At 43.9% G+C, this 16,141-nt stretch carries 12 protein-coding genes; 11 read left to right on the top strand and 1 reads right to left on the bottom strand.

What is annotated here, in order from left to right:
• Positions 1–63 precede the first annotated feature (63 nt).
• The 9 genes from CIK98_RS13615 (at position 64) to CIK98_RS13575 (ending at position 10,169) form a co-directional block, all read left to right on the top strand.
• Entirely contained in the window at positions 64–1,965 is a 1,902-nt protein-coding gene (locus CIK98_RS13615; RefSeq protein WP_094385147.1) for an LptF/LptG family permease, read from the top strand.
• A gap of 59 nt (positions 1,966–2,024) precedes the next feature.
• Positions 2,025–3,233, top strand: a complete 1,209-nt coding sequence (locus CIK98_RS13610; RefSeq protein ID WP_094385145.1) for a bifunctional 3,4-dihydroxy-2-butanone-4-phosphate synthase/GTP cyclohydrolase II — start codon at positions 2,025–2,027, stop codon at positions 3,231–3,233.
• A gap of 120 nt (positions 3,234–3,353) precedes the next feature.
• Positions 3,354–4,547: a pyridoxal phosphate-dependent aminotransferase gene (locus CIK98_RS13605; RefSeq protein WP_094385143.1), complete on the top strand. Its 1,194-nt coding sequence runs from the start codon at positions 3,354–3,356 to the stop codon at positions 4,545–4,547.
• A 200-nt stretch (positions 4,548–4,747) separates the two neighbouring features.
• Positions 4,748–5,578, top strand: a complete 831-nt coding sequence (locus CIK98_RS13600; RefSeq protein WP_094385141.1) for a MotA/TolQ/ExbB proton channel family protein — start codon at positions 4,748–4,750, stop codon at positions 5,576–5,578.
• 29 nt (positions 5,579–5,607) lie between these two features.
• Complete coding sequence (locus CIK98_RS13595) at positions 5,608–6,222, top strand: biopolymer transporter ExbD (RefSeq protein WP_094385139.1); 615 nt, start codon at positions 5,608–5,610, stop codon at positions 6,220–6,222.
• A 2-nt stretch (positions 6,223–6,224) separates the two neighbouring features.
• Positions 6,225–6,866, top strand: a complete 642-nt coding sequence (locus CIK98_RS13590; RefSeq protein WP_094385137.1) for a biopolymer transporter ExbD — start codon at positions 6,225–6,227, stop codon at positions 6,864–6,866.
• 24 nt (positions 6,867–6,890) lie between these two features.
• Positions 6,891–7,724, top strand: a complete 834-nt coding sequence (locus CIK98_RS13585; protein ID WP_094385135.1) for an energy transducer TonB — start codon at positions 6,891–6,893, stop codon at positions 7,722–7,724.
• Positions 7,725–7,742: 18 nt separating this feature from the next.
• Positions 7,743–8,705 carry a PstS family phosphate ABC transporter substrate-binding protein gene (locus tag CIK98_RS13580; protein WP_094385133.1) on the top strand — a complete coding sequence of 321 codons (963 nt, stop codon included), beginning with the start codon at positions 7,743–7,745 and terminating at the stop codon, positions 8,703–8,705.
• A gap of 39 nt (positions 8,706–8,744) precedes the next feature.
• Positions 8,745–10,169: a tetratricopeptide repeat protein gene (locus tag CIK98_RS13575; protein WP_094385131.1), complete on the top strand. Its 1,425-nt coding sequence runs from the start codon at positions 8,745–8,747 to the stop codon at positions 10,167–10,169.
• 84 nt (positions 10,170–10,253) lie between these two features.
• Here the strand turns inward: CIK98_RS13575 and CIK98_RS13570 are convergent, their stop codons facing one another.
• On the bottom strand, positions 10,254–11,150 hold the full coding sequence (locus tag CIK98_RS13570; protein WP_172409961.1) for a DUF3298 and DUF4163 domain-containing protein: 897 nt from the start codon (positions 11,148–11,150) through the stop codon (positions 10,254–10,256).
• A gap of 202 nt (positions 11,151–11,352) precedes the next feature.
• On the opposite strand from CIK98_RS13570, the gene CIK98_RS13565 reads away from it, so the two are divergent.
• Together CIK98_RS13565 and CIK98_RS13560 are read left to right on the top strand one after the other, a co-directional pair.
• Entirely contained in the window at positions 11,353–15,381 is a 4,029-nt protein-coding gene (locus CIK98_RS13565) for a two-component regulator propeller domain-containing protein (RefSeq protein ID WP_172409960.1), read from the top strand.
• A gap of 220 nt (positions 15,382–15,601) precedes the next feature.
• Positions 15,602–16,015 carry a hypothetical protein gene (locus CIK98_RS13560; protein WP_141210552.1) on the top strand — a complete coding sequence of 138 codons (414 nt, stop codon included), beginning with the start codon at positions 15,602–15,604 and terminating at the stop codon, positions 16,013–16,015.
• Positions 16,016–16,141: the final 126 nt, after the last annotated feature.

Genomic DNA, 16,141 nt, shown 5'->3' with positions numbered 1-16,141 from the left:
AACGGATTTTTTGTGCTAACTTTGCAGCCCGAAATCCTATATTTAATAAGGGTTCGCACGCGAATGATTAGAATAAAGAAACTTGATATCTTCATAGCTAAGCAGTTCGGACTGCTTTTCGTCGGAACGTTCTTCATCTGCCAGTTTGTGCTGATGATGCAATTCCTTTGGCGATATGTGGACGAACTTATAGGTAAAGGCCTCTCGCTCGAAATACTTGCGCAGTTCTTCTGGTATATGGGTCTGATGCTTATGCCACAGGCCTTCCCATTGGCGATACTGCTATCTTCGCTCATCACCTTTGGTAACCTGGGAGAGAGTTCTGAGCTTACCGCCATCAAAGCTGCGGGCATATCGCTTATGCAAACTTTCCGTTCACTTATTGTTATAGTGACACTGATATGCGGATGCTCTTTTTATTTCCAAAACGTGGTGGCCCCAGATGCTAACAAATCGTTCGCGCAACTGCTGCTGTCGATGAAACAGAAAAGTCCAGAATTGGAAATTCCAGAAGGAGTATTCTATGACGGAATACCTAATTGTAACCTTTATGTGCAGCAGAAAGACCTTAATACCGGAAAACTCTATGGTATCATGATATACCGTATGAATGGCGGATATGAAGATGCCGCCATCATACTTGCAGACTCTGGAATGCTCCAGTCAACAGCCGAAAAGAAACACTTGTTGCTCACACTTTATAGTGGAGAATGGTTCGAAAACATGAGATCTCAAGACCTCGCGGGAAGTGCCAACGTCCCGTACAGAAGGGAGACTTTTTCTACAAAACGTATAGTGCTCGACTTCGACGGTGGCTTTAATCTTGCCGACGTGACCGGCATTGCAAGCGACGCAAGGTCGAAAAGCCTTGCGAAAATACGACACGATCTCGACTCCATAAGAGAGTTTAACGACTCGGTGGGAAGAGCATACTATACTCAGGCAAAGCAAACCGTGTTTAATATTCCCGGCTTGACTAAAGACGACTCGGTAAAGGCCGAGAAAGCTGCGAAGAAGATTGACTTCGACAGTCTCTATCTCGCCCACAAACCAGAAGAGAAGCAAGAAATCTCACGTATAGCTTTGTCTTCCATTGGAATGAACGCCGCCGAGATAAGCATGAAGGGCGACTACTCCTATGCCATTAACCGACAGGAGAGACTACACGAGATAGAGGCTTATGGAAAAATCACACTGTCGCTACTCTGTATCGTATTCTTCTTCATAGGCGCCCCTTTGGGAGCCATCATAAGAAAGGGAGGACTTGGAGTGCCGGTTATCATCTCTGTATTGGTGTTCATCGTTTATTACATCTTCGACTTCTCGGGAATGAGAATGGCACGCGACGACAACTGGACAGTGCTGTTCGGTAAGTGGATTTCTACTGCCATACTTGCACCGCTTGCCGTGTTCTTCACCTATAAGGCTAACAAAGACTCCGTGGTGTTTAACATGGATGTTTACAAATCTTTCTTCAGAAAAATGTTCGGACTTAGAAATAAACGACACATATTCAAGAAAGAAGTGATAATACACGATCCGCAATATACTATCAACGCAGAGAAACTGAACCGTATCACTGCGGACATAGTGGACTACTCACAACGCCATAGCCTTCTGAAAGCTCCAAACCCCATAAAGGTGTTCTTCCAAGAAGGCGACGACAGGCAGATAAGAGACATCAACGAGGAACTCGAAGCAGTAATCGACGACCTCTCCAACACCAAAGACAAGGCAATCCTGACTTATCTCAACCGCTATCCGGTGATAGCCACGCATGCACACACACGTCCATTCCGCCGCCGTTGGCTGAACGCCGTGACAGGCATATTGCTACCACTGGGATTGTTCTTCTACTTGAGAATGTGGCGATTTAGACTGCGTCTGCTTCGTGACCTGAGAGTCATCAGAGCGACTAACGAGGATATATGCAGGAGAATAGAGGAAATGAGAAATGAGGAGTGAGGAGTTTTTGAGGGTGGAAGGTAGTGATTAGTATTTACACCTTATTATATTATATATATATGGCAGAAATGAAGATAAGTAGTATAGAGGAAGCTCTTGAAGACTTCCGCCAAGGTCGGTTCGTTATCGTGGTTGATGACGAAGATCGTGAGAATGAAGGCGACCTGATTATTGCTGCAGAGAAGATTACGCCAGAAGACGTGAACTTCATGCTTAAGTATGCACGTGGAGTATTGTGCGCTCCCATCACCATAAAGAGAAGCGAAGAACTTGACTTACCGCACCAGGTTAGCGACAACACATCCATGCTCGGCACTCCATTCACAGTGACCATCGATAAACTCGAAGGCTGCACAACAGGTGTCTCCGCACACGACCGAGCCGCCACCATAAAGGCACTGGCAGACCCAACATCACGTCCTGAAACCTTCGGACGGCCTGGGCATATCAATCCTCTTTACGCACAAGACATGGGCGTACTGCGCAGGTCAGGGCATACCGAGGCTGCCGTCGACCTTTGTAAACTCTCAGGACTATATCCCGCAGCCGCACTCATGGAAATCATGAACGATGACGGGACAATGGCACGCATGCCAGACCTCATGAAATTTGCCGAAATACACAAGATGCATATCATCACCATAAAAGACCTCATAGCATATCGACTGGCAAAAGAATCGCTCATAGAGGTAGGCAATATGGCTGATATGCCTACACAGTACGGACACTTCAAACTCGTGCCCTTCAAACAGACTTCCACCGGACTTGAGCATATGGCACTCATAAAGGGAGAATGGAAAGAAGACGAACCGATACTCGTAAGGGTTCACTCCTCATGCGCCACCGGCGACATACTCGGTAGCAAGCGATGCGACTGCGGAGAACAACTCCACAAGGCAATGCAGATGATTGAAGAAGAAGGAAAGGGAGTGCTCATTTATATGCAGCAAGAAGGAAGAGGCATCGGACTGATGAACAAAATTGCGGCATACAAACTACAGGAAGAAGGATTAGACACCGTAGAAGCCAATATCCACCTCGGATTCAAACCAGACGAGCGAGACTATGGATGCGGAGCACAGATGCTTAGACATCTCGGTGTACACAAGATGAGACTCATGACCAACAACCCTACCAAGCGTGTGGGACTTGAGGCCTATGGTTTAGAGATAGTAGAGAATGTACCCATTGAAGTAAAACCAAACGAGTACGACTACAAATATCTCAAGACAAAGAAAGACCGTATGGGACATACCCTTCACCTGTGATATTTTTCCATCAAAACCAAAAAAAAATAAGCAAAACGGCAAAAAAAATCGAATATTTCTTTCGATTAACGAATAAAATTATTACTTTTGCACAATAAAAACACAATAACACCAAAAATTATGGCACAGTTATCTGACCGTCTGCAACGTCTGGCTCCTTCAGCCACGTTGGCAATGTCACAGAAAAGCAGTGAAATGAAAGCACAGGGAATCGACGTCATTAACATGAGCGTTGGAGAACCCGATTTCAATACTCCAGACCATATCAAGGAGGCTGCAAAAAAAGCTGTAGACGAAAACTACTCAAGGTACTCACCTGTACCAGGATACCCTGACCTGAGAAAGGCTATCGTAGCCAAACTCAAGAACGAAAACAACCTTGACTATAGCGTCAACGAAATCCTCGTGTCCAACGGAGCAAAGCAAAGCGTATGCAACACTGTAATGGCTCTCGTCAATCCAGGAGACGAGGTGATTATTCCTGCCCCATATTGGGTGTCATACCCACAGATGGTGAAATTGGCTGGCGGAAATCCGGTGATCGTAGAGGCTGGCTTTGACCAAAACTTTAAGATGACGCCCGAACAACTCGAAGCTGCCATCACACCAAAGACACGCCTTATTATACTCTGCTCACCGAGCAACCCAACAGGAAGCGTGTATTCAAAGGAAGAACTGGCTGGGCTTGCAGATGTCATCAAGCAGCATGAAGACCTCTTCGTACTGGCCGATGAGATATACGAGCACATCAACTACATAGGACGCCATGAGAGCATCGCACAGTTTGAAGGCATGAAAGAACGTGCCATCATCGTAAACGGTGTCTCAAAGGCTTATGCCATGACTGGTTGGCGAATAGGTTATATAGCCGCCCCTGAGTGGATCGTTAAGGGATGTAACAAACTGCAGGGGCAGTATACCAGCGGACCTTGCTCTGTAAGCCAGAAGGCAGCGGAGTTCGCGTATGTGTCATCGCAGGAGTGTGTGGAGCAGATGCGTCAGGCCTTCGAACGCCGTCGCAATCTTATAGTAGAGTTAGCCAAGGATATACCAGGACTGGAAGTTAATGTGCCCGAAGGAGCCTTCTATCTCTTCCCCAAGTGCAGCAGCTTCTTCGGCAAGAGTGATGGTACCACAGTGGTGAAAAACTCGACAGACCTCGCTCTCTACCTTCTCGAAAAAGGACATGTGGCAACTGTAGGCGGCGATGCCTTCGGCGACCCGGAATGCTTCCGCATGAGCTATGCCACCAGCGACGACAATATCCGCGAAGCAATGAGAAGAATCAAGGAATCTTTGGCCGAATTGAAGTAAAAAGCACGTAATATCGACACTTTCTTACTAATAATGAAAAAAGTTAGTGTTAAAACTTGTAATTTTCTTCTTCGTCTGTGAGTATTTTGTTATCTTTGTCCCTTGAAAAAGAAAAGAAAGACATTTATTGCAAGACTACTTTCGTTTAGACACTAAAATTAATATTATTCACAAATAACAAAAATTTAAAATTATCAATTATGGCAACAACAAAAAATGCTGCAGCCCCAGCAAAGAAATCGGGCTTCAAAGGTATTAAGAACGCTATCTGGATCCTCGTAATCTGTGGTGTAGTAGCTTACACATTCTACTTCAAGGTTCTCGGTGCACCCGAAAACTTCGCAGGTAACGACCCGACAGGTCATCCAGTAAACCTCATGGGTACCGTTTATAAGGGAGGTTTCGTAGTAGGTCTTATCCTTACTCTTCTTCTTTCAGTTATCTGCCTCGGTGTAGAGCGCTTCTTCGCTCTCCGCGCTGCTTTCGGTACAATGAGCCTCGGCAAGTTCACTATCCAGGTGAAAGAGTACATCAAGGCTGGCAAGTTCGATGAGGCTATCGCTCTCTGCAACAAGATGAAGGGTTCTGTAGCTAACGTCGTTCTCGCTTCTATTACCGCTTACAAGGACGCCGAAGCAAACAATACATTGAAGAAGGCTCAGAAAATCGCTAAGATCCAGCAGGCTCACGAAGAGGCAACTCAGCTTGAAATGCCTACTCTGCAGATGAACCTCCCAATCGTAGCTACCATCGTTACCCTCGGTACTCTTACCGCTCTGTTCGGTACTGTGCTCGGTATGATCCGTTCTTTCCAGGCTCTGTCTGCAGGTGGTGGTGCTGACTCTATGGCTCTCTCTGCCGGTATTTCTGAGGCCCTTGTGAACACAGCTTCTGGTATTTTGACATCATGGTTCGCTGTAGTTATCTATAACTTCTTCACAAACAAGATCGACAAGCTCACATACGCTCTCGACGAGGTTGGTTACACTATTGCTGCAACATACGACGTTAACCACGCTACTGAGGCTTAATTGTTTTACCTTTTAATTAGCGAATAATAATGGGTAAAATAAAAATACAGAAAAAAGACGTCTGGATTGACATGACTCCTATGTCAGACGTGATGACGCTGCTTCTGTGCTTCTTCATGTTGACTTCAACATTCTTGCAGCCAGAGCCTATTCAGGTCACCACGCCAAGTTCGGTGTCGGAGGTCAAGGTTCCGGAAAAGAATGTGCTTAACATTCTTGTAAGCCCGGAAGGACAGATCTTCGTCGGAACTGACAATAAGAACGACATGTTGGCCATCATGCAGTCTGTTACCGACAAGTTCGGCGTTTCGCTGAATGCGGCACAGATTAAGAAGTTCAAGGAGGAATCAATGGTAGGTGTTCCAGTAAACAAAATGCCGGAATACTTGAACCTTGAACCAGAAGAGATGGCAAAGGTAATCCAGAAAATGGGTGTCCCCACCGATAGTATCGATGGTGGAATGAGTGAATTTCAAGAGTGGGTACAGGCTGCTGTAGACAACAATCCTGACATCAGACTCGCAATCAAGTGCGACGCAAAGACTCCTTACAAGGTAGTTAAGTCGGTGATGTCTGAACTTCAGGATATGAACCAGAACCGTTACCAACTGATTACAAATCTTAAAACGTCATCGGAGGAATAATCATGGCAAAGAAAAAAGCGAGCAAGCAGAAAAAAATGAACACCCGCGTGGACTTCACGCCTATGGTGGACATGATGATGCTTCTTATCACATTCTTCATGCTGTGTACCACTCTGAGCAAGCCTCAGGCTATGCAGTTGACGATGCCTAGCAATGACAAGAACGTGACCGATCAGGACAAGTCTGCAACAAAGGCTTCACACACGATCACCATCTTCCTTGCTGGTAGTGATAAGATTTACTATATTGAAGGTTTGCCACAGTATGACAACCCCGCATGCCTTAAGGAAACAACATGGGGTAAGAACGGTATTCGTCAGACTCTCGTCAGCCACGTGACAGAAGAGGGTATTGCACCGGTTGCCAAGATAATGCTGGCAAAACAGAAGTTGGATGAGAAGAAGCTCAAGTACAATATGGCTGACTCTCTCTACCAGAAAGAGCTTGCCGAAATCAAAAACGGTAATCTCGATGGTGAGAAGGTTCCAAAGCTTACTATCATCATCAAGCCTCTTGACACTGCTTCTTATAAAAACATGGTTGACGCTCTCGATGAAATGCAAATTTGCAGCATCGGTACTTACGTGATCGACAAGATCAGCGAAGACGACCAGAAGCTGCTTGCGTTGAAGGGTGTAAAGTAACAACAATTTAAAAAGGAAAGAACAATGTCAAAAGTAGATCTTTTAGATAAAAGTTGGGTAGAACTCGTATTCGAAGGCAAAAACAAGGAATACGGTGCCTACGCCCTGCGTAGAGATACCGGTAAGCGTAACATCAAGGCTATGTTAATCGTTTTCGCGGTTATCATCGCTATCATGGTAGGTGTTTGGGCTAAGGTTGCCATCGAAAACGCTTTCCCAAAGAAGGTAGCTATGGAGACGGATGTAGAACTTTCTAAACTGGCTCAGAAGAAAGAGGCTAAAGTAGAGAAGAAAGCACCCGTCAAGGTTGAAGAGCAGAAGGTCGTTGAAAAGGTTAAGAGCTCTGTAAAGTTTACTCCTCCTGTCATCAAAAAGGATGATGAGGTGAAGCCAGAAGAGGAACTTAAGTCTCAGGAAGACCTTAACAAGACAAATACTGCTATTGGTTCATTCGACGTACAAGGTAACGACGAAACCGGAGGTGAGGTACTCAAGGCTAAGGAAGTAATTGCCCAGCCTGAACCACCGAAGGAAGAGGAAACCAAGATTTTCGAAGTCGTTGAGCAGATGCCTTCGTTCCCAGGTGGACAGGCTGCTCTCTTCGAATTCCTCTCTAAAAACATCCGATACCCGGTTGTGGCTGAAGAGAATGGTATCCAGGGTCGTGTTATCGTGACTTTCGTCGTTGAGCGTGATGGTTCTATCACTGACGTTCGCGTAGTGAAGTCTGTTGACCCATCACTCGACAAGGAGGCCGTACGTGTGACAAAGAGCATGCCTCACTGGAACCCAGGTATGCAGAATGGTGGACCAGTGCGTGTGAAGTTCACATTGCCAGTTACCTTCAGATTGCAGTAATAATCTAATTACAGTAATATGACAAAAAACAGTATCAACATATGCGTTGGACTGACTCTATGCTTAGGTTTGTTGTTGTCTTGTGGCAACAACAAACCTAAAAGTAATAGAACTGATACGTATGCTTCCGGTGTTTGTTCATTTACTTGCGATGATAGTTTCAGTCCTATTATCGGAGAACAGATTGACATCTTTGAACGTATGTACCCAACCGCAAAAGTCAAGCCTATTTATACTGACGAGATTGATGCGGTAAACAAACTTATGACTGAAAAGGTGTGGCTCGCCATTACTACAAGACGATTTACACCAAAGGAACAAAAGAACCTCGAAGATCGCAAGTTTTTGCCCAGAGCTATTCCTTTGGCTTATGATGGACTTGCACTTATCATCAACAACTCCAATCCAGACTCATGCCTTTCTGTAAAAGACATAAAACTTATACTTAGTGGAAAGGCAAAGAATTGGAAAGACATCTTCCCGGATTCTAAACTGGGCGAATTTGATGTCGTTTTCGACAATGCCAAGTCAAGCACCGTACACTATTGCGCTGACTCTATACTCGGTGGTAAGCCTATCAATAGCCCGAATATCACGGCTGTAAAGAAGAGTGAGGAGGTCATCAACTATGTTTCTTCTCATCCAAACGCATTAGGTGTCATCGGTTCTAATTGGCTTAACGACAAACGTGACTCTACAAACGTCACTTTTAAAAAGAATATTCGTGTTGTAGCGGTTAGCCGACTTGACAAGGCTACGGTCATTAATAGTTGGAAACCATATCAATATTATATATATAATGGTAATTACCCCCTTGTGCGTACCATATACGCCATGCTGAACGACCCGCGTAACGGTCTGCCATGGGGATTTGCCTCTTTCCTCCAGTCACCGAAGGGACAGCTAATATTCTTTAAGGCTGGTCTTTTGCCTGCAAGAGGTCAGCTGAACGTGAGGGAAGTAAACGTAAACCAGAATTAATTTTTATACGAATAAATATTTAGGAATTTTAAATTGATTATGAAACAGTTGAAATATGTATTGGTAGGAGCGTTGATGCTGGGCATCAATGCACCTGTTATGGCTCAGGAGGACAATAAAACTGTAATTGAGTCCATAACAAAAGTGATTAAGAGTAATTCTTCAGACGTGGAAGAGCAGGTGAAAGCAGTGTTCAAGAAGAACAAGAAGAATCCTGAGGTTCTTGTAGGTATTGCACGTGCTTATTTTGAGCAGAAAGATACTGCCAAGGCTCGTGTATTTGCTGACTTCGCTAACAAGGCTGCAAAGTATAAGTGTGCACAGGCATATGTGCTTCTTGGCGACATCTCTGCCATGGGTGAAGATGGTGGTACTGCAGCACAGCATTATCAGCAGGCTATAAGTTTCGACCCGAAGAATCCAGAGCCATACTACAAGTATGCTAATGTATATCGTAAGGTCAGTCCTACTGTAGCTGTAATGAAACTCGATGAATTGCGCAAACAGCGTCCTGACGTCGCTGTCGATGCCCTTGCAGGACGTATATACTATATGTCTAATGAGTTTGACAAGGCCATTACTTCTTATAAGAAAGCCGACATCTCTAAGATGGAGGAGCGCGACATCACCGAGTATGCTATGGCCTTGTATTTCAAGCAGAGAAACCAGGAGAGTCTTGAGGTGGTACAATATGGTTTGAAGAAGAAGCCGCGCGACGCTGCTTTCAATCGTCTTGCGTTCTTCAACAGCACTGACCTTAAGAACTATGATCAGGCACTCCTTTATGCTGATGCCCTGTTCAATAAGTCAGACAGCGCCAAGTTCTCTTATTTTGACTACACTTATTACGGAAATGCCCTTAACGGAGCAAAGAAGTATGATGAGGCTATCGACATGTTTAAGAAGGCTCTCGAACAGGAATTTGATTCAAAGGATAAGAAGGCTGGTGTGATAAAGACCCTTTCAGACGCTTATAGCTCACAGGAGAAGTATGAAGATGCTATCAAGTATTATGAAGAATACCTCAACACTTATTCTACTCCTACTGCCACCGACTATGCTGGTCTGCCACAACTTTACTACTACAAGGCCAGCAAAGAGCAAGATGACGCCATGAAGGCTTCTCTTAAAAAGTCTGATGAACTCTACGGTCAGCTTGCTGAGAAATATCCAGATGCAATTGAGTATGCTACATTCTGGCGCGCACGTGTGAACAACGCTATGGATAATGAGCAGAAAGAGGCTTTGGCAAAGCCATATTATGAGAAACTGATAGAGGTTTATTCTACACGTAATGAGTTGAATAACTCAGACAAAGCTCGTCTGAAGGAGAGTTATCTCTACCTTATCTCTTACTATGCTCGTGTAGTCGATGATATGACTAAGGCAAAGGAATGTGCTACCAAGTTGCTCGAAATAGATCCAGAGAACGAGACTGCAAAGGTAGTATTAGGTGTGAAATAATTAATTATTAGATAAACAAAACAAGGCATTGACCGTAAAGTCAATGCCTTTTGTTATATAATGTTCAAATACTTAACTGCAACCTTAATAATTTCCGATTAGTTCCGTAGCTTCCTGTGTCATATATCCCTTTACATCCTTATATGGTAAAGTGAAATTGACCATTCCGATGGCATATGGGCCAATTTCGTATTGCTGATATTCAAACCGAAGTCCTTTTGTGGTCAATACTGGCGACATGGCTGGGAGCGGGATAGTATTGTTGTCGATAAAGAGAACGTTGTTGAGGTCTGCGTCAGAAATTGTTTCGCCTTGCTCCTTAAAATACTCTATCACTCCTTTTCTAAGAAGAGGTTGGATAGATTGCGTCATCTTCTGATTTATGGTGTATGCCACCTGGTCATTGTATGTCTTTGCAAAGTTTATACTATAGTTCATGGAAGAACCATGAGCTCCGCCAGTATAAGAATATGTGTTTATCGATAGTGTGACATATTGGTCGGTTTGCTCTTCAAGTCTTATTTCAATCTCGTAAGAGTAAGGCATAGGCTCTTCGCTGTTTTCGTTAAGTTCCTGTATCTCGTTCCAAGATTGCTTCATTGTGGCAGCATAAATCTCACCAAAGAAGTTCACCACAGCCTTGCCGTTGTTCTTGTCTCCGGTATAGGTAACGTTGCTCTTCTCGTCCTGCATCAGTCCGAACGGTCCGCTTTTTCCAAGCAAGTCGCATATGAAAGCCTTTATGTTTCGGTCAAGTTCTGTAGTTCCTTGCGGGAAATCCACAACCACCTTACATTCCGCCCCCTTTGCTTTCTTTTTAAAAACCACGCTGTCAGTTTTCAACTCAGTGCTTACAACACTGTCTACTATCACTTCCTGATCAGTATCAGCCATAGCGGTAGCTTTTTTTTCAGATTTGCATCCGTTCAGACATGCCATCGATGCAATAGTAATAGCAATGAGAAAATGTTTTCTGTTCATGATAAAAATCAAAATATAGTTAGAGATTATTCTTAGACTGCAAAGATAATCCATTATTCAATACAAACCAAGAGATTAATGATAATTAACCCCAATGTGATTTTTGTGTTAAATAGTGTTGCTTTTTGCTTTTGTTTACATGATTATGTGTATCTTTGCAGAGAAAATAACGGAACGACTGACATTTCTTAATAAACCAAAGATGAGAATAATTATTGTTGTAATATTGTGTCTGATAGCATTTCCATCTTATATCCATGCACAGATAGGAAGGCTGTTCAATACCGACAACCATTTGTCGAGCAGTTTTGCCATGCATGTGTATCAAGACTATGATGGCTTTATCTGGGTGTCGACACGTAATGGACTTAATAGATATGATGGTTATAACTTTAAAGTTTTCAAAAAAGGAGAATACTCATGTGACGGAATGAAGTCCAACTATATCAATACCGTTTTGCAACGTCGTGACAAGGTACTCTTTGTAGGCAACCAGCGTGGTGTTCAAACATATTATAACGACCGTTTTCATAATTTCAATCTTATCGGGCTTAATGGTGAAACAATAATATCGTTTGTAAGTTGCTTTGCAGAACTCAAAGATGGCACATTGCTTATTGGTACCTCAAATAATGGTATATATAAGGTGACAAGCAATGAAGAGGCACATCGCTATGAAGCCCTCAAGGAAATCAAAGGTGTAAAGAAATTATATGAGGACAGCAGCCAAAGACTATGGATTTTAAGCGAGAAAAACGGAGCTTTGTCATTCAAGGATGGTAAGAAGACAAAATGGATAGAGGAAGACGGACTCGGTTCTGTTCTTATTGACATTTGTGAAGACAAGGCAGGAAACATCTATATAAGTACATTCGATAATGGTGTATGGGTGAAGGATGTAAGATCCAACAAGTTTGAACTTGTGCCTTCTACAGAAGGAATGCATGTCTCGGCACTATATACATGTAGAAATGGTAATATACTCCTAGGACTCGACGGAGATGGTGTTGCCATTATGAATCCCAAGACACGCCAGTTAACCGTAAATCCTTATTATAGCCATGAAATAGACCTGCGACATGTAAAAGTGAACGCCTTTGTGGAGGACAAGGCTGGCAACATCTGGTTCAGCATGCTTCAAAAAGGTGTGTTCATGCAGCCTGAGAAACCTGTTGGATTTGGTTATACAGGCAATAAATTAGGAAATAAAAACCAGATAGGAGACTGTTGTGTTACCAGTACAATGATTGACAGCAAGGGAAACAGCTGGGTGGGAACCGACAAGGACGGACTCTATGTGCTTGACGTAAGCCACAACCGCATACGGCATTTTGACACCCCCTCCACAGTGCTTGCGCTTGTTGAAGACCCAAGGGGAGGAGTGTGGGCAGGTTCGTATATCAAAGGTCTATACTATATATCTCCCGATCTGTCTTCTATAGAACCTGTCAAACTGGGCAATTTCAATAGTGTCAGCATCTTTGGCCTCGTTGTAGACAATAAATCAAATCTCTGGATTGCCACAATGGGATTTGGACTTATTAGGTACCACACTACCACACATGACATTGAACAGTTCCTTTCCACCGAAGAAGCAGCTTCAGACAGGAAGATGAACATACTTGCCAATAGCTATATCTCACAGATTGATATATCATCTGACTATACAAAGATATTTTTGGCAACCACCATGGGGCTTTGCTGTTATGACATAAAGAAGAAATCATGGTTAAGCACTTTCGGGGAGAATGCCCTGCTCTACGGCATAAATATTCGCTCAGTGTTCCAGTCAGACGTAAACACACTGTGGTTTGGCACCGATGACGGACTATATAAGCGAGACATGCAGACACAGACCTTGACACGCCTTTCAGACGAGGATGGACTGCCAGACAATGGCATCGCCTCTATAATGAGCGACAACGATGGTCAACTATGGGTTGCCACCGACCATGGACTTTGTCAGATGAACGCAAAGACCTGCCATGTGAACAACTGTTTTTATGTAGACGACGGACTTCAGAGCAATGAGTTCAGCGACGGAGCCATTGCAATGGGACCTACCGGGCAGATTCTCTTGGGAGGTGTCAGCGGTATCACCTGGTTTTATCCAAAGAACATAAAGATGCAGACATGGGAGGCTAATGTGCAGATTACCAACCTTGTAGTTAACGGGAAAGACATCACCTCTGGCGACGAGTCAGGCATATACACAATTACCGACAAACCCGTGCTCCAATCTGACCGTTTCACGCTTTGCTACGACGACAACACGTTCTCTATCCAGCTCTCCACCCTTACCTATGACTCTCCGGAGCATATCACATACTCCTATAGTGTCAACCACGACGGATGGACAACACTTCTTCCTGGACAGAATGAGATAAACTTCAGCCTGATGCCACCGGGCACTTATAAGTTTCGCATAAAAGCAATCAAAAACAATCAGGAGTCGAAGATTAAGGAATTTACCATTGTAGTGAAGTCGCCATGGTACCGTTCTTCTATGGCCTATGTGGTTTATCTCGCCTTTATCGTTGCTTGTATATACCTTTATATAAAGCAGAGAAAACAGAAAGAGCATGACCTCATGATGTTACAAGAGCACAAGCATGCCGAAGAACTCAACGAGGCAAAGATAAGATTCTTCATGAACATCAGTCACGAGATACGCACTCCTATGACCCTTATATTAGCACCGCTCATGACACTTCTCAAGGAAGACAAAGACCCGCGTCGAACAGGTGCGTATATCACCATAAAGAGAAACGCTGAGCGAATACTGAATCTCATCAACCAGATGATGGACCTGAGGAAGATTGAGAAGGGAATGATGAAGATGCGTATGCGAGAGACAGACTTCATTGGGTTTGTGGAAGACATTTGCCACATGTTTGAATATCAGTCAAGGGCAAAGAGCATAAAGCTCAGCTTTGTCCATGAAGACCAACACTTGCCAGTATGGATAGACCTCGCCAATTTCGACAAAGTGGTAGTAAACCTGCTTTCTAACGCTTTTAAATATACTGCCACTGGAGGAGAAATTGTCGTAACTGTTAGCCACGATAACAAAAACATGGTGCTCTCTGTTCGCGACAATGGTGAAGGCATACCAAAGGACAAGGTGGAGAAGATTTTCGAGCGCTTCTATCAGAGCGACACTAAAACCAATGACCGCCATCTCGGAACAGGCATAGGCCTCGACCTTGCAAACTCTCTCGTACTGCTGCATCATGGCTCCATAACCGCCAAGAATAACGAAAAGGGTGGGGGAGCCACATTCACAGTCACTATTCCGCTCGGTTCGGCACATCTGAGAGATGAAGAGAAGGTGGAAATCAGTGAAAACGACAGCAATGAAGACACAATGTCTAAAGTTCTTGAAGAAAGATACGAAAGTGTAGTGAAACCGGAGCCCACAGAACAACAGGCTATTCTGCCACGAGGCAAGCGTCAGTCGATAGTTGTCGTGGAAGACGACATCGAGATACAGAGATACCTTGTCGACGAACTTTCGCCGTATTTCAAAGTGTCGGCTTACGGCAATGGTCAGGAAGCACTTGTCGCAATACTTAAAGATGTTCCGGATTTGGTCATCAGCGACGTGATGATGCCGGTGATGGACGGTACCACACTTTGCACCAAACTTCGCAATAACATAAATACCAATACAGTGCCCGTTGTGTTGCTCACCGCAAAGTCGCGCGACGAAGACAAACTGGAAGGACTCGAGACAGGAGCAGACGCATATCTAGTCAAGCCGTTTAACATCGATATATTGAAGCGCACGGTTTTTAACTTGATAAATTCGCGAAATATTATGCGAAACAAACTCTCTGGCAACGAAAGCCAGGAAGACAGGGTGGAGAACCTCGATATTCAGACAGCCGAATCAAAACTGATGGAGCGAGTGATGAAGGTAGTGAACAGCAATATTAGCAATGCCGAGCTCAATGTAGACTTCATTGCCCGCGAGGTAGGACTGAGCCGAGTGCATTTCTACCGCAAGATGAAGACACTTACCAACCAGTCGCCCCACAACTTCATACGCAACATACGCATGAAACAGGCGGCAAGACTATTCGATGCAGGACATCAGAATATCAATGACGTGATGTATGCCGTGGGATTTTCAAACACCAGTTCATTTTCTACCGCCTTCAAGGCTGTATACGGGGTGTCGCCCCGAGACTATATCAAGGACAAGAACGGAAAAGAAAAGGGAGAGTAAGCCGAAAGGTTTCTCTCCTTCTCTTTTTCCTTTCTTTTTGTATCTTTTTGTCTATAATCTGCCATAATGTAACATTTCATGTACTATGTGTTACATCTCGTTTATATTGTTTGATAAATATTAGGTAATTTTGCAACTGAAATTTTTGCGTTATTGAACCATAATTAACGAACTATTGTATTAATAAAAAATGTATGTAAAGAATTTATTGACAACTTTGATGTTGGCATTTATGGTCATCATAGCAAAAGGTAGTGATGACTTACCGCCATTGTCTGTCAAAGGTAAACATCTTGTCGACGACAAGGGAAACCCCGTGACTCTGCATGGAGTTATGGACACCCCCAACCGTTATTTCAACGGATGGCGCTGGCAAGGATGGAAACCAGGGTATAATGGGGAGGACGTGGAGCCGTGTCTCAATTATTTCGAGAAACTGTTTAAAGCCCTGACCAATCATGATCAAGGAGCCTATTGCACCGTGTTCCGTCTGCATCTCGATCCTTGTTGGACCAACGATCCTAACCTTCCGTTGGTAGGCGATGGTGGAGAGCACAATATTAGCCAGTTCTCACAAATGAGGCTTGGCAAATATTGGAAAACCTTAATTCCGCAACACTTTGATTTAAATTAATTTATAAGTTCCTGAGCAACAAAAAGTTGCCCAGGATTTTGCCGTGTCAGATTTTTCACTTATCTTAGTGTTGCAATTAGAAAACAAGCGAAAATCGTAACAAGGCATGGCAAAGGTACAAATAAA

It is taken from the genome of Prevotella sp. P2-180 (assembly GCF_002251435.1).
In the GTDB taxonomy this organism is placed as follows: domain Bacteria; phylum Bacteroidota; class Bacteroidia; order Bacteroidales; family Bacteroidaceae; genus Prevotella.
This window is presented reverse-complemented; position numbering and strand designations above follow the sequence as displayed.

Excerpts from the sequence above, each read along its gene's own strand:
- CIK98_RS13615 (WP_094385147.1), top strand. The coding sequence starts at position 64 with ATGATTAGAATAAAGAAACTTGATATCTTCATAGCTAAGCAGTTCGGA.
- CIK98_RS13565 (WP_172409960.1), top strand. The coding sequence starts at position 11,353 with ATGAGAATAATTATTGTTGTAATATTGTGTCTGATAGCATTTCCATCT.
- CIK98_RS13575 (WP_094385131.1), top strand. The coding sequence starts at position 8,745 with ATGAAACAGTTGAAATATGTATTGGTAGGAGCGTTGATGCTGGGCATC.
- CIK98_RS13600 (WP_094385141.1), top strand. The coding sequence starts at position 4,748 with ATGGCAACAACAAAAAATGCTGCAGCCCCAGCAAAGAAATCGGGCTTC.
- CIK98_RS13570 (WP_172409961.1), bottom strand. The coding sequence starts at position 11,150 with ATGAACAGAAAACATTTTCTCATTGCTATTACTATTGCATCGATGGCA.
- CIK98_RS13610 (WP_094385145.1), top strand. The coding sequence starts at position 2,025 with ATGGCAGAAATGAAGATAAGTAGTATAGAGGAAGCTCTTGAAGACTTC.
- CIK98_RS13605 (WP_094385143.1), top strand. The coding sequence starts at position 3,354 with ATGGCACAGTTATCTGACCGTCTGCAACGTCTGGCTCCTTCAGCCACG.
- CIK98_RS13580 (WP_094385133.1), top strand. The coding sequence starts at position 7,743 with ATGACAAAAAACAGTATCAACATATGCGTTGGACTGACTCTATGCTTA.
- CIK98_RS13560 (WP_141210552.1), top strand. The coding sequence starts at position 15,602 with ATGTTGGCATTTATGGTCATCATAGCAAAAGGTAGTGATGACTTACCG.
- CIK98_RS13595 (WP_094385139.1), top strand. The coding sequence starts at position 5,608 with ATGGGTAAAATAAAAATACAGAAAAAAGACGTCTGGATTGACATGACT.
- CIK98_RS13585 (WP_094385135.1), top strand. The coding sequence starts at position 6,891 with ATGTCAAAAGTAGATCTTTTAGATAAAAGTTGGGTAGAACTCGTATTC.
- CIK98_RS13590 (WP_094385137.1), top strand. The coding sequence starts at position 6,225 with ATGGCAAAGAAAAAAGCGAGCAAGCAGAAAAAAATGAACACCCGCGTG.